The organism is Candidatus Neptunochlamydia sp. REUL1, from assembly GCF_963457595.1.
Classification (GTDB): domain Bacteria; phylum Chlamydiota; class Chlamydiia; order Chlamydiales; family Simkaniaceae; genus Neptunichlamydia.
The window spans coordinates 781,411-805,375 of record NZ_OY735137.1 but is presented as its reverse complement, the minus strand read 5'-3'; the positions used below and the strand labels follow the sequence as shown (position 1 = coordinate 805,375).

Annotated in this window: 26 protein-coding genes and 1 pseudogene; 10 read left to right on the top strand and 17 right to left on the bottom strand. The window is 43.0% G+C overall.

Annotation, left to right across the window (positions count from 1 at the left end; genetic code table 11):
* The first annotated feature begins 32 nt into the window (after positions 1-32).
* From sufB to R2I63_RS04555, 4 genes are read left to right on the top strand one after another with little or no spacing between them, the layout of a single operon-like run.
* Entirely contained in the window at positions 33-1,472 is a 1,440-nt protein-coding gene (gene sufB / locus R2I63_RS04570; protein ID WP_316359346.1) for a Fe-S cluster assembly protein SufB, read from the top strand.
* Entirely contained in the window at positions 1,473-2,210 is a 738-nt protein-coding gene (gene sufC / locus R2I63_RS04565) for a Fe-S cluster assembly ATPase SufC (RefSeq protein ID WP_316359344.1), read from the top strand.
* Positions 2,207-3,343 carry a SufB/SufD family protein gene (locus tag R2I63_RS04560; RefSeq protein ID WP_316359341.1) on the top strand — a complete coding sequence of 379 codons (1,137 nt, stop codon included), beginning with the start codon at positions 2,207-2,209 and terminating at the stop codon, positions 3,341-3,343. The genes sufC and R2I63_RS04560 overlap by 4 nt, the downstream gene beginning before the upstream one ends.
* Positions 3,336-4,577: a cysteine desulfurase gene (locus tag R2I63_RS04555; RefSeq protein WP_316359339.1), complete on the top strand. Its 1,242-nt coding sequence runs from the start codon at positions 3,336-3,338 to the stop codon at positions 4,575-4,577. Before R2I63_RS04560 ends, R2I63_RS04555 begins: the two co-directional genes overlap by 8 nt.
* Here the strand turns inward: R2I63_RS04555 and R2I63_RS04550 are convergent.
* Positions 4,574-5,608 (bottom strand): Lpg1974 family pore-forming outer membrane protein, encoded by a 1,035-nt coding sequence (locus tag R2I63_RS04550; protein WP_316359337.1) that lies wholly within the window; start codon positions 5,606-5,608, stop codon positions 4,574-4,576. The genes R2I63_RS04555 and R2I63_RS04550 overlap by 4 nt on opposite strands.
* Positions 5,609-5,872: 264 nt before the next feature.
* Between R2I63_RS04550 and R2I63_RS04545 the strand changes: the two are divergent.
* Positions 5,873-6,229 (top strand): annotated as a pseudogene (locus tag R2I63_RS04545) (transposase); the annotation flags it as partial.
* 34 nt (positions 6,230-6,263) lie between these two features.
* Here the strand turns inward: R2I63_RS04545 and R2I63_RS04540 are convergent.
* From R2I63_RS04540 to R2I63_RS04475, 14 genes are all read right to left on the bottom strand, one after another.
* Complete coding sequence (locus tag R2I63_RS04540) at positions 6,264-6,575, bottom strand: hypothetical protein (RefSeq protein WP_316359334.1); 312 nt, start codon at positions 6,573-6,575, stop codon at positions 6,264-6,266.
* Between the two features lie 148 nt (positions 6,576-6,723).
* Complete coding sequence (locus R2I63_RS04535) at positions 6,724-7,881, bottom strand: Lpg1974 family pore-forming outer membrane protein (protein WP_316359331.1); 1,158 nt, start codon at positions 7,879-7,881, stop codon at positions 6,724-6,726.
* Positions 7,882-8,135: 254 nt separating this feature from the next.
* On the bottom strand, positions 8,136-9,209 hold the full coding sequence (locus R2I63_RS04530; RefSeq protein WP_316359328.1) for an Lpg1974 family pore-forming outer membrane protein: 1,074 nt from the start codon (positions 9,207-9,209) through the stop codon (positions 8,136-8,138).
* Positions 9,210-9,295: 86 nt separating this feature from the next.
* Positions 9,296-10,129, bottom strand: a complete 834-nt coding sequence (locus R2I63_RS04525; protein ID WP_316359325.1) for an EscT/YscT/HrcT family type III secretion system export apparatus protein — start codon at positions 10,127-10,129, stop codon at positions 9,296-9,298.
* 58 nt (positions 10,130-10,187) lie between these two features.
* Positions 10,188-10,457 (bottom strand): type III secretion system export apparatus subunit SctS, encoded by a 270-nt coding sequence (gene sctS, locus R2I63_RS04520; protein WP_316359322.1) that lies wholly within the window; start codon positions 10,455-10,457, stop codon positions 10,188-10,190.
* 9 nt (positions 10,458-10,466) lie between these two features.
* Positions 10,467-11,306, bottom strand: a complete 840-nt coding sequence (sctR, locus tag R2I63_RS04515) for a type III secretion system export apparatus subunit SctR (protein ID WP_316359320.1) — start codon at positions 11,304-11,306, stop codon at positions 10,467-10,469.
* Positions 11,303-11,932: an HrpE/YscL family type III secretion apparatus protein gene (locus R2I63_RS04510; RefSeq protein ID WP_316359318.1), complete on the bottom strand. Its 630-nt coding sequence runs from the start codon at positions 11,930-11,932 to the stop codon at positions 11,303-11,305. Before R2I63_RS04510 ends, sctR begins: the two co-directional genes overlap by 4 nt.
* The gene (locus tag R2I63_RS04505) at positions 11,929-12,792 is read right to left on the bottom strand and encodes a hypothetical protein (protein WP_316359316.1); all 864 of its coding nucleotides are present in this window, start codon (positions 12,790-12,792) and stop codon (positions 11,929-11,931) included. The genes R2I63_RS04510 and R2I63_RS04505 overlap by 4 nt, the downstream gene beginning before the upstream one ends.
* 3 nt (positions 12,793-12,795) lie before the next feature.
* Entirely contained in the window at positions 12,796-13,725 is a 930-nt protein-coding gene (locus R2I63_RS04500) for an EscJ/YscJ/HrcJ family type III secretion inner membrane ring protein (protein ID WP_316359314.1), read from the bottom strand.
* A gap of 65 nt (positions 13,726-13,790) precedes the next feature.
* Positions 13,791-15,839: a phosphate acetyltransferase gene (gene pta, locus R2I63_RS04495; protein WP_316359313.1), complete on the bottom strand. Its 2,049-nt coding sequence runs from the start codon at positions 15,837-15,839 to the stop codon at positions 13,791-13,793.
* Positions 15,836-16,921 carry an acetate/propionate family kinase gene (locus R2I63_RS04490; RefSeq protein WP_316359311.1) on the bottom strand — a complete coding sequence of 362 codons (1,086 nt, stop codon included), beginning with the start codon at positions 16,919-16,921 and terminating at the stop codon, positions 15,836-15,838. Before R2I63_RS04490 ends, pta begins: the two co-directional genes overlap by 4 nt.
* Before the next feature lie 40 nt (positions 16,922-16,961).
* Positions 16,962-17,357, bottom strand: a complete 396-nt coding sequence (locus tag R2I63_RS04485) for a hypothetical protein (RefSeq protein WP_316359309.1) — start codon at positions 17,355-17,357, stop codon at positions 16,962-16,964.
* Positions 17,358-17,389: 32 nt separating this feature from the next.
* Positions 17,390-17,818, bottom strand: coding sequence for a hypothetical protein (locus R2I63_RS04480; RefSeq protein WP_316359306.1), 429 nt, complete (start codon positions 17,816-17,818; stop codon positions 17,390-17,392).
* Between the two features lie 128 nt (positions 17,819-17,946).
* On the bottom strand, positions 17,947-18,885 hold the full coding sequence (locus R2I63_RS04475; protein ID WP_316359303.1) for a glycosyltransferase family 2 protein: 939 nt from the start codon (positions 18,883-18,885) through the stop codon (positions 17,947-17,949).
* A gap of 352 nt (positions 18,886-19,237) precedes the next feature.
* Here R2I63_RS04475 and R2I63_RS04470 point away from each other — a divergent pair, with 352 nt between their 5' ends.
* The 5 genes from R2I63_RS04470 (at position 19,238) to R2I63_RS04450 (ending at position 22,637) form a co-directional block, all read left to right on the top strand.
* Positions 19,238-19,495, top strand: a complete 258-nt coding sequence (locus R2I63_RS04470) for a hypothetical protein (protein WP_316359301.1) — start codon at positions 19,238-19,240, stop codon at positions 19,493-19,495.
* Positions 19,496-19,962: 467 nt separating this feature from the next.
* Complete coding sequence (locus tag R2I63_RS04465; RefSeq protein WP_316359298.1) at positions 19,963-20,304, top strand: hypothetical protein; 342 nt, start codon at positions 19,963-19,965, stop codon at positions 20,302-20,304.
* A gap of 20 nt (positions 20,305-20,324) precedes the next feature.
* The gene (locus R2I63_RS04460) at positions 20,325-20,855 is read left to right on the top strand and encodes a hypothetical protein (RefSeq protein ID WP_316359296.1); all 531 of its coding nucleotides are present in this window, start codon (positions 20,325-20,327) and stop codon (positions 20,853-20,855) included.
* Positions 20,856-20,919: 64 nt separating this feature from the next.
* Positions 20,920-22,113 (top strand): ISAs1 family transposase, encoded by a 1,194-nt coding sequence (locus R2I63_RS04455; RefSeq protein WP_316359294.1) that lies wholly within the window; start codon positions 20,920-20,922, stop codon positions 22,111-22,113.
* A 47-nt stretch (positions 22,114-22,160) separates the two neighbouring features.
* Positions 22,161-22,637, top strand: a complete 477-nt coding sequence (locus R2I63_RS04450) for a hypothetical protein (RefSeq protein ID WP_316359292.1) — start codon at positions 22,161-22,163, stop codon at positions 22,635-22,637.
* On the opposite strand, the gene R2I63_RS04445 is transcribed toward R2I63_RS04450, so the two are convergent.
* Together R2I63_RS04445 and R2I63_RS04440 are read right to left on the bottom strand one after the other, a co-directional pair.
* On the bottom strand, positions 22,615-22,944 hold the full coding sequence (locus R2I63_RS04445) for a hypothetical protein (protein WP_316359290.1): 330 nt from the start codon (positions 22,942-22,944) through the stop codon (positions 22,615-22,617). The two genes, R2I63_RS04450 and R2I63_RS04445, sit on opposite strands and share 23 nt — an antisense overlap.
* A complete protein-coding gene (locus R2I63_RS04440) occupies positions 22,925-23,962 on the bottom strand; it encodes a glycosyltransferase family 9 protein (RefSeq protein WP_316359288.1) in 1,038 nt (345 codons plus the stop codon). The genes R2I63_RS04445 and R2I63_RS04440 overlap by 20 nt, the downstream gene beginning before the upstream one ends.
* Between the last annotated feature and the right edge of the window lie 3 nt (positions 23,963-23,965).

Genomic DNA, 23,965 nt, shown 5'->3' with positions numbered 1-23,965 from the left:
GTATTTTATTGGTCCAGAAGAATGGAGAACGCATGTCAACTGAAGAGCTTCTTGCTGAGCGGGAAGAATATAAATATGGTTTTAGAACCGAGATTGAATCGGACCTTTTTCCTAAAGGGTTAGATGAAGAGACTGTCAGAGCTCTTTCTGCAAAGAAAGAGGAGCCGAGCTTTATGCTTGAGTTCCGACTGAAAGCTTTTCGAAAGTGGAAGGAGATGATACCGCCCAGTTGGGGGCATTTAGATATAGCTTCCATTGATTTTCAGGATATTAGATATTATGCTGCACCAAAGAAGAAGCAAGAATTGAGCAGCCTGGATGAAGTTGATCCTGAAATCCTCCGCACCTTCGATAAATTAGGCATTCCTTTAGAGGAGCAAAAGCGCCTCAGCAATGTTGCGGTCGATGTTGTTTTTGATTCGGTGTCTCTTGGAACGACTTTTCATGAAACCCTAGAAAAAGCAGGGGTTGTCCTCTGCTCGATGAGTGAAGCTGTTAAGAGATATCCCGAGCTTCTGGAAAAATATCTGGGCACAGTCGTTCCCATTGGAGACAATTTTTATACGGCGCTAAACTCCGCTGTCTTTTCCGATGGTTCTTTTGTTTATATTCCTAAGGGAGTACGCAGCCCAATGGAGCTCTCTACCTATTTTAGGATCAATGAACGGGAAACGGGGCAGTTTGAGAGAACCCTTATTATTGCAGAACCCGGATCATATGTGAGTTATTTAGAAGGGTGCACCGCTCCTGCTTACGATGAAAACCAATTGCATGCGGCAGTGGTTGAGTTGATTGCTCATGACGATGCTGAAATCAAATACTCAACGGTACAAAACTGGTATGCAGGAGATCGGAAAACAGGCAAAGGGGGCATTTACAACTTTGTCACAAAAAGGGGACGGTGCGCTGGAAAGCGTTCAAAGATTTCTTGGACCCAGGTAGAAGCTGGTGCGGCGATCACGTGGAAATATCCTTCTTGCATTTTGCAAGGCGATGATTCAGTTGGAGAATTTTACTCTGTTGCATTGACTAATGGAAAGATGCAAGCAGATACCGGTACGAAGATGATTCATCTAGGGAAACGGACAAAATCAACGATCATCTCAAAAGGGATTTCAGCAGATGAGTCTTCCAATACCTATCGAGGACTTGTCCATATTTCATCAAGGGCCGAAGGAGCGCGCAATTTCACGCAGTGTGATTCGATGCTTGTAAAAAACAATTGCAGTGCCAACACCTTTCCCTATATTGAAGTACATAACGATACTGCGGAGCTTGAGCACGAAGCATCCACATCTAAAATGAATGAAGAGCAGCTTTTTTACCTGCAAACGCGGGGGATTTCTCAAGAAGATGCGATACAAATGATTGTCAATGGCTTTTGTGAAGCCGTGATTAAAGAGCTTCCTCTTGAGTTTGCAGCGGAAGCACAAAAATTATTAACCTTAAAATTAGAAGGGTCGGTGGGTTAAATGTTAGAGATCAAAAACCTTCATGTGTCAGTGGAAGGAGAAAAAATCTTGAAAGGATTTTCCCTGACAGTGAATGCGGGAGAGATTCACGCGATTATGGGGCCGAATGGTGCGGGAAAATCCACTCTTGCAAAAGTTTTGGCAGGACACCCAGACTATGAAATCACCGATGGTTCCATCACCTTTTTAGGGAAGAATCTCTTGGAGCTTGAAATCGACGAAAGAGCCCATCTTGGGCTCTTTATGGGGTTCCAATATCCCGTTGAAATTCCTGGAGTGACAAACCTTCAATTTTTGCACAGTGCTTTGAATAGTAAACGGAAGAGTCAAGGAGAGGCGCCTCTTTCAGAAGAAGTTTTTCGAGAGCTCCTGATGAGTAAGATGCAAGAGATGGAAATCAGTCCTACTTTTTCTGAAAGAGATATAAATGGAGGCTTTTCAGGGGGAGAAAAGAAGCGTAATGAGATTTTGCAGATGGCGGTTCTTCAGCCAAAGCTTGCTGTGTTAGATGAAACCGACTCGGGACTCGATATCGATGCAATGAAAGTTGTTGCAGCTGGTGTTAAGTCGCAATTAAACGATGAGAATGCCCTTATACTCATCACGCATTACCAACGCCTTCTTGATTATATTAAGCCCCAATTTGTTCATGTGGTTGTAGATGGGAAGGTTGCTAAGACAGGAGGGGCTGAGCTTGCCCTTAAACTTGAAGAAAAAGGGTATGCAATCCACCAATGAGTTTACTAGAAACATTAAAACCTCTGTTTCAAGAGAATGCCCCCTGGAAAAAAGGAGTATGGTCTGCGATTGAGCAGCTAGGTCTTCCGACGAAAAAGTGGGATGCCTTTCGCTATAGTTCTTTGATGCAATTAAATCAGGGATCTTTTAAACTAGCTCAGGCTAACGACATTAAAATTTCGGGCGCCGCTGGGATCATTGCCCTCCCCCTAAATTCTGCGATGCGATCTCACGGCGCTCTTCTTTTGAAAGGGTTTCAAGAAGCGCTTATAGGGGAAAAGAACCCTTACGCTCTCCTCAACACAGCCTTTGCTGACTCAGGACTTTTTCTCTATGTCCCTCCTGGAAAGACAATTGAAATGGAATGGACACTTCCTTCTCTTGAGGAAGGAGCACTGCATACACCAAAAATGGAAATCTTTTTAGGAAAAGGTGCGCACTTATCAGTCCATTATACTCAGAAAGGACAGGGGCATTATTTTTACAACCAACATCTGCAATTCTCTCTTGAGGAAGGCGCAACTGCTTCTGTTAATGAGCATCTCGAACATAGCTCGGATGGCTTTGCTATGCATACGGTTCGAGCACGTCTTAAAAAGGAGGCCTTCTTTAAGATGTTTACTTTCTCAAAGGGAGCATGTTCTGAAAGACATGATATTCAAGTCTCTCTTGAAGGAGAGCGCAGTGAAGTAGACCTTAAAGGGCTCTCTTTGCCTGCGTTTAAAGACGAGGTGCACCACTATATCGACGTGAGGCACGTGGCCCCTAACTGTCGCTCGAATCAGCACTATAAAACGGCACTTATGAGACGCGCGCGCTCAAGTTTTGAAGGAAAGATATTTGTTGAGAAAGAAGCGCAGCAAACTGAGGCCTATCAACTCAACAATAACCTCCTTCTTAGTCCCAAAGCTCAAGCAATGAGCAAGCCAAATCTTGAGATTCTTGCAGACGATGTGAAAGCCTCTCATGGCGCAACAGTTGCGCGCCCCAAGGAAGAGGAACTTTTTTATCTGCAGTCGCGGGGGCTTAGCAAAAAAGAAGCAGAGTGGCATTTAGCTCGAGGCTTCTGCATGGAACTTGCATGCGAGAGTGTAATAGACAGATTCTTACGCCAAGGACAAGAAGATGGTTAATTCCTTCGACATAAGACGCGTTCGAGAAGACTTCCCCATGCTAAAAAAGATGATGAATGGAAGACACCTCATCTATCTTGATACTGCTGCGACGTCTCAAAAGCCTCAAAGTGTGATTGACGCAATCCACAGATTCTATTCTCTGGAGTATGGCACTGTTCATCGAGCGATTTATGAGCTTGCTGCCCATTCGACTGAAATGTATAGCACTGTCCGAACGAAAGTGCAGCAGTTTATTGGGGCTCGCGAAGAAGAAGAAATCATCTTTACAAGAGGGACCACCGAGTCGATTAACTTAGTGGCTCATTCTTATGGAAGGACTTTCCTAAAGAAAGGGGATGAGATCATCATTTCTGAAATGGAACATCATTCCAATATTGTTCCCTGGCAACTCCTAGCAAAGGAAAGGGGACTCAAACTTAAGTACATCCCCATGAGTTTAGAAGGGGAGCTTCGCCTGGATGTTTTTAAAGAGCTTCTCAGTGAAAGAACAAAACTTGTTTCAGTGGCGCATATTGCAAATGCAACGGGAACCATCAACCCGATAAAAGAGATCATTTCCCTCGCGCATCAAGTGGGAGCAAAAGTGCTGATTGATGGTGCGCAGGCAGCCTCCCACCTTTCTCTCAATGTTGAAGCTCTTGATGTCGATTTCTACGCCTTTTCAGGCCATAAAATTTATGGACCCACAGGAATTGGAGTTCTCTACGGCAAGCGAGAACTCCTGAAAGATATGCCTCCTTTCATTGGAGGAGGGGATATGATTGAAACCGTGACAATGGAAGAATCAACCTTTCAAGATCCTCCGTTGCGCTTTGAAGCAGGAACCCCCTCAATTGCAGAAGTGATTGGGCTAGGAGCTGCCATTGATTATATAGAGTCTCTTGGCCGCGAAAATATTGAAGAATGGCTCAACCATCTCCTTTCCCATGCTACCGAAAAGCTTCTTGAAGTCTCAGGACTCAAAATCATTGGCACTGCAAAGAAGAAGGGGCCCATTATCAGCTTTGTTCTTGACGACTTACACCCACTTGATCTGGGGACGCTGCTTGGTCTCAAAGGAATTGCTATTCGAACAGGACATCTTTGCGCTCAGCCTGCGCTTTCTCGTTTTGGTCTCAAATCGATTGCCCGTATTTCATTGGGGATCTATAACACTCTCAGTGATATCGATAATACTGTGGAAGCAATCCAAGAAGGTGTACTTCTTCTCAGGCCAGAAGTGTCTTACTAAAAGTCAAAGCGAACCTTTGCTGTAAGCCCTTGAAGGTTGAGATCAAATCGATCGTAGTTATCGCTGAGTGAAATAAAGAGCGTTTGGTTGACCCAGATTTGGGATTCCCATCCAGCTTCTAAAAGAATGTGGTAGCGACCGCGGGAATAATAAGTCTCTGCGCGAAGTCCAATTGACATCTCGATCACAGGTTTGATAATGCGTAGGCGATCTTGGATGTTAACGGTTGAAATTTCAGCTTGGAAAGGTTGGTTTTCATCCATAAGAGCACAAGTATCTTTGCGATGTATATCGTAGTGAAGCCACATTCCAGAAAATGACATATTTCCATAGAGGCTGAAAACTTTTGAGAATTGCCAAGAGGTATTTAGCCCCCCATGCACACCAATCCCCCATAGGGAATGATCGAAGCGAGCAGAGTAGTTAAAGAGAAGTTGTTGGAAGATGACTTGAAGAGGGATCGTTTCGTAAAAGACATTGTAGTCTTGTTTTTGCCATGTTCCTTTAACTCCAAAAAATGGGCGAAGTTTCAGAGATTTACTGACATAAAAATTTCTTCCTAGTTCAAGGTCTCCCACTTGGTAATGAAGATCATAATGGGCATGTGCTTTATCAAATTGGGGAACATCCATGCTTTGAAAAGCTGGAGTGAAGATTTCAAATCCGGGTTGTAGAAACTGAGAGCGTTTCGAATCTCCCACATTTGTATAAAACCATGTATACTGGAGAGCCATATCCCAACAGCCATGACAGAAGTTCCATCCCATACCTAATTTAAAGCCTGGATCCCAAGACCAATCAACTGATTGGACATCGCCTTTATTCGGAGAAGCAGCGCTATTGAGATTACCAAATCCTGTTTTTGCATAGGTGAGAGTATCTAAACGAGCAGTCCAATAAAGAAATACAGCTGAGAGATTGAGGTCCATTCCGCTATGAACCTTTGGTCCCGCGCATGGGGTAATCGGATGTATCGATCGATTACCGGAAGAGCCTTCCAAATTGTTCATCCGGTTCTCAAGTCCATTCATCCGGATTTCACTTTCTCCACGCAGAACCATGCATGGAAACAAAAATACTATGCAAATAGTCAATGCAAACTTCATGACAAACCCATTTAGTCCATATAATTTCCCACTAAACGAGATTGTCAATTGATTTTCAAGAAAAATATCTTATGTAAGATTCTGTTATAAATCCTGGAAGGAGGTTTTTGTTTTTTTTAGATAGTGTCGTTACAAGATAAATTTTTTGTTATACTTCTGCGCTATGAATGTGAAGGCAAGGAGTAGACTATGAAAAGTGCATATAGAAGACACGATCTATCAGATAGAATTTGGAGTGTTCTAGAGCCTCTTCTTATAGGAAGAAGAATCGGATGGGGTGGGGTTGTAAAAGACAATCGGTTATTTATTAACGCCATTTTTTAGATCCTTCGAACGGGAGCCCCATGGAGAGATTTACCCCCAGATTATGGAGACTGGAAGAATGTCCACTGTTGTTTTTGCCGTTAGAGAGATAACAGAGTGTGGGAGAATTTACTGGAATAATTGATTGTAGGCCCTTATTATGAACGACTTATGATTGGTGCAACCCATATTAAGGTCCATCCTCATGCTTCAGGTGCTGTGGGTGGGAATCAAGACATGAGTTAAACAAAAGGGGGCTTATACTAATTAAAAAATATTAATAATACTTTGTTGAGTCTATCTGACTAATCGAAATAAATAGTTGATGCTTGTATGCTGTAACCTTCCGTTCTGAATATGGAGGTCTAATGGCAGGAAGGTTGAATGGATTAACAGATATGCAATGGGACATTTTAGAGCCTTGCTCACGCAGTCCATCAATCCCTTTAGCTTGAAAAACTTCTTTTCCATCTTTAAGATGAACAAAGGCCAAGAATCTCAATTTTTCTCTTGGATGAGAGGCCTCTTGAAATAATTTTGTAAAGTTGTGTTCTTTCAATTGCTCAGCAACATTAGGTCTTGATGCCATATCTTCCTCTTTGTTGAAAAGAAAGATGCTTTATAAAAAAGTATTGTTACTATTTTCAATTAGTATAACAGACATTTTCAGTATAGTTAAGGCAAAAAAAAAGGCACCAAATTTTGGTGCCTTTTTCCATTTGGATCTTTAACAGTTGTTAGAAATCAAAGCGGAATTTCAAGTTGAGACCGTGAAGACTTAGGTCTCCTTGAGTGTCATTGTAAAGTCTGATGAAATTACCGTAACTCAGCCAGACTTGTTCCTCCCATCCTGCTTGGATTGCAAAATGGTAGTTATCATCATAAAACCACATCTCCCAACGCAGACCTAGTTCAAGCTCGCTAACATACCTAACACGATAGTTGTTCATCTCGGTATTAACAAGTTGCAAGTTTGTTTCTGAGTTATCTAAGAGAGTTAGCTGATCTTTACGGTCAACATCGTAATGAGTCCACATTGCACTCCATGCAACATTTCCAAATATACTCCAGCTTTTTGTCATGTACCAAGCAAGGTTCACACCACCGCGTATACCGAGTCCCCATGTGTCATGGTCTTGGTGCGAGTTATATGAGGCAGTTGCAAGGTCTGGACTAAAAGAAGAAGAATCAGCGGTAATTTTTGTTTTGAAGTCCTGCTCTTGCCAAGTTCCTTTGAGACCAAAGTGAGGCCGTATTACGAGATACTGGCTGAGGTAGAAACTTCTTCCTAGCTCAAGGTCAATCACATTGAAGTGAAGATCCCAGTCAGCATTTCGAACAGCATTGTTTAGTGCTGGGTCTAGGGCAATTGCTGCCACAACTGAGTTAACTGAGTTAGTAATCCCAATCCCTTTTGACGAACTGGATGCAGAGCTATGAAGCCATGTGTATTGGGTATACAAATCCCAACCGTCGTGACTGAGGTTCAGACCAAGCCCCACCTTAAAACCTGGGTCCCAGCCAAAACTTGGGTCGCTTACGCTACCTCGTCCAGTTACACCGACTGTAGAAGACAACTGGTCAAAATTCGCAGGTGAAGCTACACCGCTCATGGCGTAGTTAAGCCCGTCTTGCGTAGCTTTCCACCAGATGAAGTCAGCGGTGACAAAAACATCAGCGCCGTGAGCGACACGAGGTCCTGCGTTTGGTGTAATTTCTCTAAAGGTCCCACGTTGGTAGGTTCCTTGTCCTGATTGCGTGCTACCATTGCTTGAATCCATACTAGATCCATAGCTGCTACCACTAGAGTAGTTGCTATGAGCAAAAGCAGAACTAAACACAGTTGCACACAGTGCCCCTACTAGAGGCCAGATTTTCCTGAGTTTCACTTCCATTCTGAGTTTTCTCCCTGTTACAGAAATGCTAAAATATCATTCATTAATGCTTTTCCTTTTTAAACGACTTAAGAACAATTGTGCAAGCATTTTTTTCTCTTGCACCCTTTTTTTGTTGCTCTCACGTAGCTCAGAAAGGGTTTTTATTTCTTTCGAAGTACTATCAAACTCTACATGGGATTTCTTTGGCAAGAAAAAAAAACTGAACACACAAAAAATGTTCAGTTTTTATCCTTGTTTGTATTGAGATGCCTCTAGAAATCGAAACGTAGTTTTATTGTGAGTCCTTGCAAGATTAAATCCCCATGATCAGCCTGCACAACAAGCACTTTTTCAAAGTTGTTGTGATTAATCCAGAGTTGTTCTTCCCATCCTGCTTGGATCATAAAGTGGTAACGGTTTTCAAAAAACCACCACTCTCCTCTAAGACCCATCCCAAATTCTAGTACACCTTTGATGGTATGAAAATTATCTTCCACATGAATGGATGTAATTGGTGTATTAAGTGAAGGATTTCCAGCTCCTGGATTTCGGCTATCAGTTCGTGTGTCTCTTCTAGTAACATTAAACTGGCTCCAAAGAGTTGCTAAAGCAAAATCTCCGTATAGACTCCATGAAGGATCGATGTGCCATGCGGTTTTTAAACCAGAGCGAAGCCCAATGCCCCAGTAGTCCTGATCATTTTCCATTTTTAATGAAGTATCAATGGGTGTTGTTTCAAGGTTGTATCGAACGCTGTAGTCTTGATCAATCCAGCTCCCTTTGAATCCTACAAATGGGCGGAGCGTTAGAAAGCGGCTGATAAAATAGTTCCGACCTAAACTGACATCGATGGCGTAGAAGTGAATGTCCCACTCTCCACGTGCTTGAACAATCGAATCGTTATTTTGAATTAAGAGATTGATGTTTGCAACATCCCACGTTGGAAGCATTCCATTTCCGCTCGCATCTGACGTATTAGAAGCGCTTGAATAGTACCACGTGTATTCAGCACAAACGTCCCAACTGTCATGAGGAAGGTTAAGTCCAAGCCCTGCCTTAAATCCTGGGTTCCAGCTCCAGTCAGGGTACTTTGTGCTTCCTTTGCCAACACTTGTGATGCTATTCCCCGCGCCCGTTATAACATAGGAAAGGTTGTCTGTTCGCGCAGTCCAATAGATAAAATCCCCATTAATAAAGGTATCGATTCCATGGTCAACCCGCGGGCCTGCTCCTGGTGTAATATGATTTGGAGGGGTAACACTTCCCGGAGCTACTACGGGAGCTTCATACTGCGTAGCGCAAAAAGCCGTTGCGCAAAGTGTGAGAAAAGATGCGAGGTATTTCATAGATGATTCCTTTTATATAGTGCTTTTCACAAGGTATATGCAGCTGCAAGAAAAAAATCAAGTTGGGAGAATTCTAAGGATAGGCCTTAAGGGTTTAATCCTTGCATCGAATAGATGAGTTTATTCAAAAGTTCTAGCCAACTGTAGCCTTGCTTTGTGAACTGTTTTAGGATGAAGTACCAAGCGGCAAAGAGAAGCCCAAGCCCAAGCAATGATTTAATCGACATCCCAAGGAAAGCAATCTGAACTTGGGGAGCTAGTCGGTTGGCTATCCCTAAGAACATTTCGGCCATTAGAATTGCAACAAGCGCAGGCGCTGCCAATTGAATTGCTATCGTAACAATTTGATTCACAAGATCAAAAGTTACTTTCCAAAAATTACTTTTCACGGAAAGGAAGTGAGGGTTGATCAGTTTATCAGGGGGAATAAGCTCGTATGACTTCATGAGTGCATCAAAGAAGAGAAAGGGTCCATCAATTTGAAAGAAGATAACAATTAAGATGTAATTAAAAAGGATTCCGATCGGAGATGTTTGAGTTTGCATTGAAGGATCTTGCGCTTGCATGATCGAGGCCCCCCTTAAGTAGTCAATAATGGTACCAGCGGTTTGGACCATGTAAAAGGGGACTGTAATAAAAAATCCTAATAGGAGACCGACTAATATTTCCTTCAAAGAATACAGAATGTAGGTGTTGCTAAATCCGATTGGTCCAGTTGTTTTTACGGCAATAAAGGGGAGAAAGATTGTTGCAACACAGATAGCAAGGCCCATTCTGGCAATTCCTGGAGCAAGCTTTGCTCCAAAGAAAGGAGCAAGGACTAAGGAAGGAGCGATCCGCATGATAATCAAAAAGAAAACGGAAAGGACTTGCATGATGCTGATGTTTGGAAGGTTTGAATAGAGCTCAGCATAGTTCATGAGGCTATCTCAACAACGGAGTCAGTAGGTAGCATTTTGAGGCGATAGAGGGGCAGTTTCATGTGTTCCACTTAGGGAAATTCAGGAAAATATTATTAGCAAATTGCATGATTTGGGCACTTAAAAAGCCTCCCATAAAAATGAGAGTCATAATCACTGCAACAAGCTTTACAGTGAAGGAGAGAGTTTGTTCTTGGATCTGTGTTGCAGCCTGGAATATCGCAACGGAAAGTCCAAAAGTCATACTAATTAAAATTGGAGGCCCTGATAGGATTAATATCAGAAGAAGGGCTTGATAGGAGAGTTGATAAATTTCCGACTCGTACAAGGATAACTCCTACTGTTTATACGTTTGTACCAACCCGTGAATGACCATTGTCCAGCCGTCCGTCATTACAATTAGGAGAAGTTTTAATGGAAGGGCAATCGTCAAAGGAGAAAGCATCATCATTCCCATTGCAAGGAGAATGTTTGAAGTTACAAGGTCAATGACAAAGAAGGGGAGGTAAATCAGGACACCGATTTCAAATGCCCCTTTCAATTGAGAGGTAATATAGGCGGGAGCAAGGACAATAAAATCATCCATTTTTAGGTCTTTCTTAAAGTCTTGCGGCATGCTTTGGTATGCAAGTTGATAGAAATTTCTTTGGTGACTAACGGTCATATTCCGCACTAAAAACTGTTTGAGCGGTTCTTTAGTTTTTTCGACAATGTTGTAGATGTAAACTGCTGAGCTTTGGGAAAAGAGATTTTTTGGGGCGTCTTTATTGATATACTCTTTTCCAGCATCATACATTGCAACACAGGTTGGGAACATCACGTAAATACTCATCAATAGGGCAATCCCCGTCAGAGCTTGGTTTGGGGGTGATTGCTGCACACCCAGGGCGTTTCTGAGAAGAGAAAGGACAATGACAATTTTGAGGAAAGAAGTTAAAAGGATAATAACATACGGAAGCAGAGCCACTAAGGTGATGACAGCCATCATCGTGATGACATTTGGTTCGCCGCCTCCTTTGTCGTCCGATGCTTGAGCGGCATCGCCTTCGCCTTGTTGGGCTTGTTCGGCAATTTTTGCAATCGCCCCTGCAATACCTTCCTCTTCAGCATAGGCTGAGTGCGCAACAAAGCATAGGAAGCAAAAGATCAAAAGAAGAAATTTTTTATTAATTATCATTTTCGTTTCATAAACGTCTCGAAGGCTGATTCAAGAGCGCGCCACTGGTTTTCCAAACTTGCGTTGATGATACCAGCTTCCGTCTCAATAATACAACCCCCAGGAGTAATATCTTCCCGTTCTTCTATGATAAATGTTTGGACGTGTTCGAGAATGTCTCGCAGTTCTTTCTTCCTTTCCTCTAAAGCTTCTTTATCTTGCTTTGCAACAAAGATCTTAATGTGGTGGTTTTGTGTGACAGGTTTTAATGTTTGTCTGACAATATCGACGATTGTCTCTGGCTTAAGTTCTAGTTCACGGCCCACGATTTTCTTTGCAGCTTTTAATGCAAGAGGAAGGATCGTTTTCTGAAGCTCATGCTCCAGTTGTTTGACTCTCTCTTGGTAATAGAGAATCTGTTTATTGAATTCTGAAAGCCCTTTGTTAAACCCTGCTTCTTCCGCTTTAGCAAGAAGCTTTTGACACTCCTCTTTATTGTTTTCGAGGTAGGTTTTAACATCTGCTTTTGCTTTATTCAAGACGTCGGTTGCTTTCAGCAATTCGCTAAACTCATCCGAGGGGATCACTTTATCGTCCGATCCCTGTGTAATTTCACCAGAATATATTAATGAAAAATACTTACTCATGATTCTTTATGCACCTTGGGAATTAGTCCTAATACTTGTTTTGTAAGAGCTTGATGGGCTTCATCGTTATTAATATCTGTAAAAAACTTCCGAAGAATTTTTGTTCTTCCAGTATCTAATCGGTGGTAAATATGCCATAGAAGAGAAGGGTGACAACCAAAAAGGGCTTTTGCGAGGCGATTAAACCCTCGATGATGCAGGATGGCTTTTAGCTTTTCGCCATCGCCATTCCAGCCGTCCAAATTCAATCTTGCAAAGGAAAGAGGCTCTTTTGTCTTCAATAAGGATTTCAAGTATTCATGTTCTTCCTTGGAAAGAACTCTTTGGATTTTTTTGATCTGTTCCGACTTAATGACATGCTTGAGTTCCATCGCTAGATCATGAAGTCCTAGATAATCTACAAGAATCTGGAGTTCTTTTTTTGATAAATCTAAAAGAGCATTTAAAGGATGATCGGGTAAAAATTCAAAAGGAAGAAACTCCTTTTGATCAGAGATCAACCATTCATAAACTGCTGATGCCAAATAGTTTTTTGCGACGTCCTTTAGAGGATGGATTGTATCGGTCAATTTAAAGTGGTTTTGGAGCTTGGTCGATTGGGGCTTATCAAGTACTGACAGAATCTTTGCTTTATCGTTTTCTGCAAAAGGTTCCAGGAAAGTAATAAGCCAAGAGTAGTGAATGCGACTCAGGCGGGCTTCCATTGTTGTGGAGTGGGAGAATGGATCCTCCTTCGAAGGGCGTATACTCTCCAGTTTTTCGAGTTCTTCCCTTGCTAGGTAGCGACCAACCGATGATTGCAACCCCGAACCCCCTCGTTCCAAGAGATTTTTAAAAACAACCCATGAGGAGGTATTCATCTATTACACCCCTCCTTCTCCAGGAGGTTCTGAAGGAGGTTTTTTACGGATGGTATTAATTAAGGGAATAGGGTTGAAGAGCTCCTTCAGCCCACCCTTCTTTTTAAGTTGTGGGTAAAATTTCCAGCTGATCCATCCGAGTACTATTGCGAGAAGAACCGCGATAAAGGTAATAATAAAGAAAAGGACGCGGAAGCGACTTACTGAGTTTTTACTCATCACGATGTTCCACACGCTGACGTATTCTCCTGGTTTCCCACCAAGGGATTCAGGCATCTGCTCTAAAGTGATATCTGTAAATCTTGAGCGATCAGAAACGACTGTGACGTTATTAATATCAAGGCCTGTCACACTTCCTGAAATTAAACGTTTAATCTTGTTTTCTAAATGGATATTGGGATCATCAATGACCCCTTGATGTTTCACATAAACGGCAGCTGTGATTTGTTTCTTTTCGGTTGATTGTCCAAGGCCTGTGTCTTCAGGAGGAAAAGAAATTTGTACATTAGCTTCAATGACACCATCAATCATTAGAATAGTGTTTGTCAATTGTTGTGCTAGACCCGCTTGATATCGAATTGTTTCCTCTTTATCAGAAGTCATGAGCCCCTGTTTTGCAAAAAGCTCGAGCAGAGTTGTCCCCTTTTCTCTAGGGAAACCGTTTTGGTTAAGATAGGCAATGGCTTCAATCGAATACTTTTCAGGCACCATAATCGAATATTTCGAAACAGACCCTTCCGCCCCAATACCAGAGGTTGCTGCAGCTTGCTTCATTGCTGGAATGCCTTTACTCTCAAGTAACACAAGGGTAATATTTGCTTCTTTTTCGCTAACATTGCTTACAACTTCTCGGCTATTATCACATCCCGTGAACAAGACAAGGAAGCTTCCCATTAAACTAAGCAGAAGAACAGAACGTATTATTTTTCTCATGATACCATACTCAACAAGCACTACTTTTTCCGCACTTTAGCAGGTCCAAGAGTTTATACCAACGATTATGTAGATTGTATGGCTGTGATTGCGATTGTGAAAACAATGTCATCGACAAGTGCGCCACGAGAAAGATCATTGACTGGTTTCTTTAGCCCTTGAAGCATTGGACCGATAGAAAGAACATCTGCGCTTCGTTGTACAGCTTTATATGTAGTGTTTGCGGTGTTGAGATCAGGAAAAACATAAACAGTTGCTTTTCCTGCGACAGGGCTGTTGGGTGCCTTTTTTGCAGCAACATCGGCGCTATATGCAGCATCGTATTGCAATGGGCCATCAACAGGAAGATTAGGGTGCTTTTGTTTTATTAACTCTGTGGCTTCTTTCACTTTAGCGACATCAGCGCCTGTACCTGAGGCTCCTGTAGAGTAGCTAATCATGGCAACACGCGGAGAGATTCCAAACTGCTCTGCGGAGTCGGCGCATTGAATGGCAATATCGGCAAGTTCTTCTGCTGTCGGGTTTTGATTCACTGCGCAATCACCGTACACTAATACTTGTTTTGGCAAACACATAAAAAAGATCGAGGAGACTCTAGCGGTATCAGGCTTTGTTTTAATAAGCATGAGCGCGGGGCGGATAGTATGCGCGGTAGTATGAATCGCTCCGGCAACAAGGCCATCTACAACACCCTCAGCAAGCATTAGGGTTCCTACAACAATGTTTTCTTGCAGGGCCTCATATGCATTTTTTTCGGTGATTCCCTTGTGTTTTCGAAGCTCCATCAGGGAAGGGAGATATTTTTCTCTTAGGGGCTTTGGATCGAGTATTTGAATATCTGGGGTAAGTGTAATCCCATTTTTTTTGGCAATATCCTGGATTTTTTCAGGGTTGCCTAGAAGAATAGGCTGCGCAATTTTCCGCTGTGCGCAGATACTAGCAGCCTTGATAATGCGAGGTTCCTCTCCTTCAGGGAGGACAATTTGCTTGCGGGCTTTTTTGGCTTTTTCGATGAGTTGATACCGGAAGGCTGGAGGGGACAAGTTGCGCTCTGATTGCGCCCCAAGGAGTTCTTTTAGCCAAGGTGCATCAATATGGCTAGCAACATACTCCTTAAGAGCGGTTCTTCTTTCAAGATCGTTTTCGGAGATTTTTATATTGAGATTTTGGAGAGAGATTGCGGTGCGAAGCGTATCGGTTTTTACTTTGAGGACAGGAAGGCCCTCTTGCATCGCACGCGTGCAGAGTTCCAGGGCCTTTTTAGATGGAGCGTAATCTCCGCTCAGAAGGAGGCCAGCAATTTTTATTCCACTAAGATATGCAATACATGTGGCTAGTATAGTGTCAGATCGATCGGAGGGAGTGATAATCATCACGTCGGGTTTGAGCACATTTGCCATATGGTCGATTGTTGCCGCAGCAATTGCAAAAAAATTGACGCGATGGAATTTCATGTTTCCCTCAGAGATAATTTCTGCATCAAGATATTTAACAACATCTTCAACCCTGGGAGCCATCAATTGGCGATTCCAGGGAAAGCATCCAAGGACCTTAAAATTTGGATGGGCAAAAATCTGACATAGCGCCGTTTCCTCAGCATGATCTTCAGGAAGATCAAAAAGATCAATCCGTGCAGTTCCATATTGGTCGACCGGTGCGCCCACCTTGTTAATCATACATCCAATCGTTCGAGGGTTTTCAATCCCTCCATAGGGCTTTGCTTCAATGATGATTTGTTCTTTCAACTCTAAAGGGGATTTTCCTCCGGGTGTTGTGACAAATACCACTTTCGCATCGAGAGCTTTTGCAATGGCACTGTTCAGGTTTGGGGCGTAGGGGCGTAGTTGAGTTGAGATAATTCCTTGAAGGATTAGGATTCCATCTTTCTCTGATTCCTGCTCTACTTGTCCGATAATCGCTTCTAGGATGACATCTTCTTGCCCCGTGCTAAGGAGGTTTTCTATCTTGTTGAAGTCAAGATCGGGCTGATTGCCAAAAGGGTTTAGATAATTTACAGAAAGGCCCTGACTCTCTAAAGCATGGATTAGTCCTATTGAGACAGTTGTTAACCCAACACCTAAACCAATAGGAACCATTAAGATCGTATGTTTCATAACGCTTTCCTCACGATGGCTGCAGCGTCGCGTGCAATCATGAGTTCTTCATTTGTAGGAATGACAAGCGCTTTTAGATTAAAGGGGTTAAGGTGTGTCATGACTTGATCCCGAATTCCAGAAGCGTTTTCTCCAATCCCTCCAGTAAAAATCACGCCATCAATATGCTGCAAAGGAACAAGGTAAGCGGCAATATATTTTGCCAGGCGATAGCAAAAGATATCGATGGCAAGTTTTGCTCTAGGATCCGCACTTTCAGTCAGAAGTCTCATATCTTCACTGATACCTGAAATGCCCAAAAGCCCACTTTTTTTATTAAGGATTGAAGTCACATCCTTACTACTGACCTGCAATTTTTTTGCTAAAAACCCTACAATGCTCGGGTCGAGATCACCACAACGCTGCCCCATGACAAGGCCTTCTAAGGGGGTGAGGCCCATGCTGGTATCGAGGCTTTCTCCTCCTCTGACCGCAGCAATGCTACAACCATTCCCGAGGTGGCAGCTAATAAAAGAAGTCTCGCTTAAGGGCTTGTCGATTTCATCCGCCCCTTTTTGGACAACATAGCGATGGCTCGTTCCATGAAATCCATATCTACGGATCTGAAATGTTCCATAGTATTCATAGGGGAGAGCATAGAGGTAGGCCACTTGAGGCATTGATTGATGGAAAGAAGTGTCAAAGACGGCAACTTGGGGAAGATCGGGGAAGGCTTTCCCCATGATTTCGATTCCAAGCGCAGCTGCAGGGTTGTGCAAAGGAGCTAAGTGGTTGCATTCTTTAATTTTGCTGAGCACATCCTTATCAATTTTGACTGAGGCGCTGAAAAACTCTCCTCCATGGACGACTCGGTGTCCTATTCCTAAGATCTTCTCATCCCCTAGAAGATGAAGGATTTCTCCCAAAGCGTCGTTATAATCTCCCTTTCCTAAGTCTTTTGACCCATTGGACCACTTCAACGTTGCACGGGACGTATTTAAGTTCTCGGCAAGCCCTTTTAGATGAACATCACCTGACTCTGGCTCAATGAGTTGAAATTTGATTGATGAGCTCCCACAATTGAGAACAAAGACAACGTCCATTTGGCTTCCCCCCTACCCCCTATATATAAGTTTAGGGATTTTAGGAAAAGGGAATTGAGCGGGTTTTTAAGGTATACTTTAGATGGAATAGGACTTTGCTAAGAGGGAAACTCTTCTTTCCGATCAGGATGAGGAACAGCGTTTTAAGGTAAAAACTGAGAATGAGAAAAGGTTTGGCAAGCCGGAAGGAAAGAGGCGTTTTTTCTACGGAAGAGAGAAGACGGTCGGCTTCTTGTTTTGGTTGCTCCCATTTTTCACTTTCCGTGCTATCGCTGAGGATAATTGAATGCTTTGCAAAAAAATGATGTCCAGCAGTGATATGAACATTGGCCCAGCGGAAAAATCCAAAGGGGGATAGGGGCTTTATGCAAGCCTCTTGGAGAAAAGACTCCTTGGAAAGCTCAAAGAGAGAAGCTCTACTGCAGTCAGTGATCACTTTCCATTCCTCAAAATTTGGGACGGCCCGCTCTAGAAAGTGAGGGCCATCTGTTGTGACAAGAGGAAGGATTGCTTGATCACGCGGCCAAAGAAGCAGAGGGTGGAGGTGAAAAGCACGGACAAGAACATTGTTTTCGTCCAGATAGAAGTAGATTTGGCTAGGCCTTTCCAGTGTTTTCCTCTCTTTAATGAAGCACTTTTCAATATAGGGATGGCGATTTTCGCAAGTGCTTGAGAGGAATAGTTAAAAGGGGGAAGGTGTGGCTTCATTTTTTCCATCGAAGTGTGTATACTGCAAATGGCAACAAGGCGTTTTCCTTGCTTGATCGCATCGCAGTGACACGCAGTCATAAGGGTGTAGGGGTTTTCTTCACATTTGATCGTTCGAAACTCTACGGTAAGGAAAGACTCAAGGGTTTTAAAGTGGGGATGCGCACAAATAATCTTCTCATCTTCCACTGTTGTGTAGAGAACATAGATTCCGTCAAAGTTTTCTAAATTTCCCGGTGAAAACTGGAAGGGGAGCTACCTTTCCAAAAAGGTCTGAATATACTCTTTTCCCCAAACGACATTAATAATATGGGCGGTCATTCTTTAATTCCTTGGATAACCCACCCTGGGCAATTTCCGAAGCGGCGGAGGTAGTAGTCGCGCACTCCAGCAAGAAGCGCACGGTAAAAGCGGAGGCGGAGGCGCCTGACATGGGTCTTTTTTGAGAAGGGAAACTGAAGGTATTTGAGAAGGAGAAGCTTAAATGTATGAAGGCTTTCTTTTAGGATCGCTTTCTTAAGGTGCTTTTGCTCCTTTAAAGAGCAGTTTTTTTCAATCCAAAGGAGGCGATTGCGCCACCAAAAATAGCATGTATGCGGTGTTCCTCCGGAAAAGGAAGCTGATTTTTTATGGAATAGAATCGCTTCAGGGCACGCTTGCGCTGCAAAGCCTAGTTTTTTTGCGCGAAAGCACCAATCAGACTCTTCCCAAAAAAGAAAAAACCGCGGATCAAAAAGACCGACCTTTTTAAAGACCTCTGCTTTAGCAAAAATCGCCACTCCACAAACGTAGTCTAAGAAGATAGGGTTTATCCATGCGCTTGCTGGAGCATTCGCCCCTATAAGTTTGAAAGATCCCTCTTTCGCATTCCATGTGCCCCCTAAGTGGTCGATTTTAAATGGGTCATCCATCAAAAGGGCTTTGCCGCCTTGAATCGGAACATCGCGCATTAAGAACTTTTCAAGGATATCTTTTGTAACGACAGTATCATTATTCAGGACAAAGATGTAGTCTGCCCCCTCTTCAAGAGCGTAGCGGATCCCCACATTATTCCCTTCAGCATAGCCGAGGTTTACCCCTGTTTCAATGAGGTGCACCTTAGGAAAAGCTGCTGAAAAAGCTGCTGCAGACCCATCAGACGAACCATTGTCAACAACGACAATTTTGTGGAGAGTGGACACTTCTTTCAGGCTTCCCAAGCACCGAAGGGTATCCTCTTTTCCATTCCAATTCAGAATGATGACGTAGATTTTCATATCTTGAGCATAACCGAACCACTTACTTATTTCAACGCAAGAGCTTCCAAGTTTTTCTTGGATGAAATGGAAGGGTTTTTATATGCTGGTGGGGACATTATTAACAAAATGCCCCGAGAGGCGGTCACCTCTCGAGGCGCGAAACTAAGGTACATCCTTTTTGAAGCAAAAGAACCTTAGCCTCACCTCCTATTTTATGGAAGTGCGGCGAAAAAATCTACCCCTCTTCTCAGCGCAGATCTTTTCTGAGAAGATGGTTTCCCTTTTCGGATGTACCTTAATTTGTTCTAGAGCGCTCCTTTCTGTTTGCGGATAGGGCGCTTTGGAACATTTAAAAACTGAGGTACAAAATATGGCGAAAGAAAAATTCTGGACGCATACGTTATTTAAAAACGTAGGCTGCGTCGAACTCTCCTATAGCGAGATCGCAAAGCTTTGTGAGGTATCTTTGCGGAGTGCAAAGAGCTACGTTCAGCGCGATGTTGCCAATGGACTTATCGAAAGATGGAATAGTTACTATGGGCACCCAGTCTCCAATAGAATCTGCACGGGGAAAAATGTCTACTACCTCACTTCTAAAGGGAAGGTTTTTTTTGTAAATCACTTATAAATAAAAATTTATGATTTTTAGGTTAGAAAGGGTAGGTTTGAGCGGCAGAAAAAAGAAATGGAGATAAATGAATGTAAATAATTCTGAACATAAAGGAAGACATTTTTTGGTGATTGTTGTACTATCTGGCGCAAATTTGAACATTTGGAGAGCGAGGACAAATGGGAAATGTTTCTGAGAACATAACATCTTATAATTCAGTGTTCTGTGCAGCATTTGCGATGGCTGCAGTTCAGCACTTTTGTAAAATATCTAAAACGACAAGTGCGGTAACAATACTTACTTCAGGTTGTTTGAATGCTGGAGGAGCTTTTTTAGTCTCAAAAAGTCCAATTCAAGATAAATATAAGTTTGTATTAACTATCTCGGTGGTGGCTTTGGGATCGATTTCATCATGTGGCTTGGAAAAAATTTCAAAAAAATTCAGTATTTCTAAAACCGCGAATAGGACACTGAGTTTAAGCTTGGTGTCAAGCGCTTTTGTTGGACACGTCTTAGAGAAAAAAACACAAAGGGTGGTAGAGCGACAGAGAGAGCAAACACTCCGTGCTGCAAGCAGCACTTCTGCACCTGAGAGAAAAAAAACACAAAGGGTGGTAGAGCGACAGAGAGAGCAAACACTCCGTGCTGCAAGCAGCACTTCTGCACCTGAGAGAAAAAAAACACAAAGGGTGGTAGAGCGACAGAGAGAGCAAACACTCCGTGCTGCAAGCAGCACTTCTGCACCTGAGAGAAAAAAAACACAAAGGTATGATAGAGCGACAGAGAGAGCAAACACTCCGTGCTGCAAGCAGCACTTCTGCACCTGAGAGAAAAAAAACACAAAGGTATGATAGAGCGACAGAGAGAGCAAACACTCCGTGCTGCAAGCAGCACTTCTGCACCTGAAGGTATAGAGGCATACAGAGGTCTAGAGGCAAAGAATTTTGGATTAACTCAAGCGGTCCGTCAGTTTGATTTGGATAACTTGTTGGGCGATGAAACCCTCGATTTATATAACGAAGACTATAAGGAACTTTTCCACTTGGATGCGTATATCTGTCCTGATGTTTTGGAAGACAAAGGCATGGAGGATAAGATTGGAGAGCTTCTACGAAGCTATAGAGGTAAGTCCAATAGTCTTGCTTACTACACACAAAGAATTTTTGGCCTGCTCTTGAAGGCAAAATGTGAGTGGAATTCACTGCAAGATCCAGTGGGAAAAGACAGTCAAATTTCAGACCTTAGTGCATGGATTAAATCCACATGTAAAGGCTTTATTGATGCACATAAAAATTGTGATGATCAAGTCTCTAGTCAATTGCAGACTCTTGCTATTGAAGCTGCGATTCACGGCGCTATTTCCAGGGACTTTTCATAAAAAAGTTTTGACATCGACTAAGATTTAACAGAAGATAACACTTCTGATTAACTTAGAGGTGTTTATGTCAAAGAAACAAGTGGCCAAGTTCTATTCTGAAGTAGATCAACTCCTAGATCAGCAAGCCTTCATTGAGTCCATAGAAATAGAATTCAAAGATATCCAAGACCCACGTGCTAAAGATAACTTGTCGTATCCGTTGGTTGCCCTACTAGTCATTATCTTAGCAGCGGTCATAGCTGGGGCTAATGCTATCATCCATATTCATGAGTATGCATGTACAAAAATCAGCTTATTCCAACGGCTTCTTGGAATCAAAAAACCTCCCAGCTATACAGTGTTTTGGTGGCTTCTCGTTATGCTAAACCCCCAAAAATTACAAGAGACTTTCATTCGATGGATGAAAGCTCTTCCTGTTGAAGTGAAAAAGCAAATTATCGCAATCGATGGTAAAAGGCTCAATGGGGCATCCAAGCAAACAGTTCATCTTGTCTCGGCTTGGGAAACAGGTCGAAGTTTGTTGCTAGGCCAAGTCAAAACAGAGGAAAAATCAAATGAAATTACTGCCATTCCAGAATTGATAAAAGCCATAGATATCAAAGGATCAATTATCACTATTGACGCTGCAGGCTGTCAGAAAAAAATTGTGGAAGACATTCGCAGGGCAGGAGGCGATTACGTGATAGCTCTAAAAGGCAACCAAGGAACTTTACATGATGAAGCCCAAAACTTCTTCGATCAGGCAAGGGAGGTTGAATATGAAGGGGCAGAGTGTGCTAGGGCCAAGAAAATTGAAAAAGCTCATGGAAGAATCGAGGAGCGAGAAGTTGCTGTAGCCAGTAACCTAGAATGGTTAGACTGTCGAGAAGAGTGGCAAGACTTAAAGACTCTTATCGAAGTAACTTCAAGACGAGAAGTTAGGGGGAAAGTTAGCGTAGAAAAACGTCACTACATCTCAAGCCTTTCTTTAATTCCTCAGGAGGCGATAAAGCTAGTGCGAGGGCACTGGGGAATAGAGAACCATCTTCATTGGATGATGGACGTAGTTTTCAAAGAAGATGCCTGTTGTATAAGCACGGGTAATGCCCCTGAGAATTTTGCGGTTTTTCGGCGAATGGCGCAGTCGATACTTCAGGTAGATGCAAAGGGAACAAAAGGGATAGCAAAGAGACGGCGGCTAGCTGGGTGGAACGATAGCTATCTTATTAAACTACTTGGAATATTAATCAACGACACCTCTGTAAAGTCTTTTTTATGAAAAGTCCCTGCGCTATTTCAAGGGAGATTTTGGGAGCTTTGACTGTTATGGAATATACAAACCAGCTCATTAAAACAATGGTTTATCAACATGATCCAAACTATAGACATCAGGCTGATTTTGAAAGACAGGTGCAAGAAAAAATTCCTGGAAAATTAAACCTTCCAACTTCAAAGATTCACACGTATGTGGCACACCATATGGCAGATAACAACGATGTAGATCAAGTATTGGATGCCGTTGCGACACAGTATAAGCCAGCAGAGTATTTAATTGACGGGCTGAATTCTAATCGAGCCACTAGATTATATACTGCGGCGCTAGGATGGTATAATGATAAATTTTTTGCTCCACTACAAGATGAAAGAGGAGAGACTCGAGAAGGATGTCAGCAAGCCTATGACAGATTAGTATCAGCTGTAGGTGGTGAGCCAGACGATTATGATTTCGCAGGTCTTACTCAAGAGGCAAAAATATATTTCCTGGTTAAAAACAACATTATTACTCCGCAGATTGAATGCTAATAGGCGGGATGATCCTAAACCCTTCCTGAGCTTCTTTAAGAAAAGCTGTAAGTAGGGGGGTGTCTTCTATGAGACGGTCGATGATCCCCTCTTCAAGGGCTTGATATAATACGTCGTTGTCAAGATTAATAAAGGCCTTTCCTGAAAACTCCGCAATCACAGGGTGATGTTCTCGTTTAGCTTGCCAAATGATCGAGACCTCTTCGAGGGTTTGGAGGTCGGTGAATGTTTGTACTGCTTTGGTTTTGCGGACGTTAGAAATCCCCTCTTCTAGAAGGCGAAGACGCTCAAATGTGGATGCGTTCATAAACCTCGTCAGGGGAAATTTGTTCCATGCAGAAAGGAGAGCGGCACTTTTTTCGAATACAGGGGGTGCACGTTCTGGGTTTTTGAAAGGCAGTTCCATGAGAAATTTGGTAGGGGCCGCAGAGCTTCGGGTTGGTAGGGGAGAAGACTGCTAGAGTGGGGGTTCCTATTGCGAAGGCGATGTGCATGGGGCCTGTGTCATTGGTCACAAAGAGATCAAACTTTTCGATAAGGGCTGCAGTGACGCGAACAGGGAGTTTCCCGGCGACAGAGATGGCTCCTGGAATATTGCTGGCAATCTGCTCTGCTAGGGGGGCTTCTCCCTTGTCTCCGGTAATCATGAGGGTGGCCCCTTTTTCTTTTGCCAGCTTTCTTCCGAGCTCGACAAAATGTTTGGGATCCCATTGTTTATATTTGTCCTTGGCTCCAGGGTGCATCCCAATGATGAGGTGTGTGTTTGGAAGGTGTTTCAAAGCGGTTTCGTTTTCGTCTTTGGTCAAAAAGAGTTCCATTTCTGGGGAGGAATCCTTGCAGCCGGCAATATTTAGGCGGCGCTGGATTTCGTGGATAGGGGACTGCTCAATGGGGTCGGTTAAAAGGTAATCAAGACCTTTGTTAATTCCTTCGGTTCCCACAATTTTTGAAGGGCCCGCAAGAGAAACTAACGGAAGAATTGGGCGCTGCGAGAGGTGGAAAATAAGGGCGGTATCAAATGCTTTTTTCCTAAGGCTTCCCAGAAGTTTGATAGAAGAGAGGAGTGCAGGGTTTTTAAGTGTGAAAATCTTGTCGAGATAGGGATTGTTTTGAAAAAGTTGTTTTCCAATAGGGCTCGTTAGAAGTGCGATGTACCCTTTCGTGTGTTTTTTTCTCAGAGCGCGAATTGCGGGGGATCCCCAGAGGGAATCGCCTATTCCCGTTGTTGAGACAACAAGGATTCGGGGCGCGCCCCTCTGCTGGTTTTTTCTTTTTGGGGCTAGAGCAAGGAGGAGTTTAATCAAGGTATTCTTCATGGGTGGCATTAT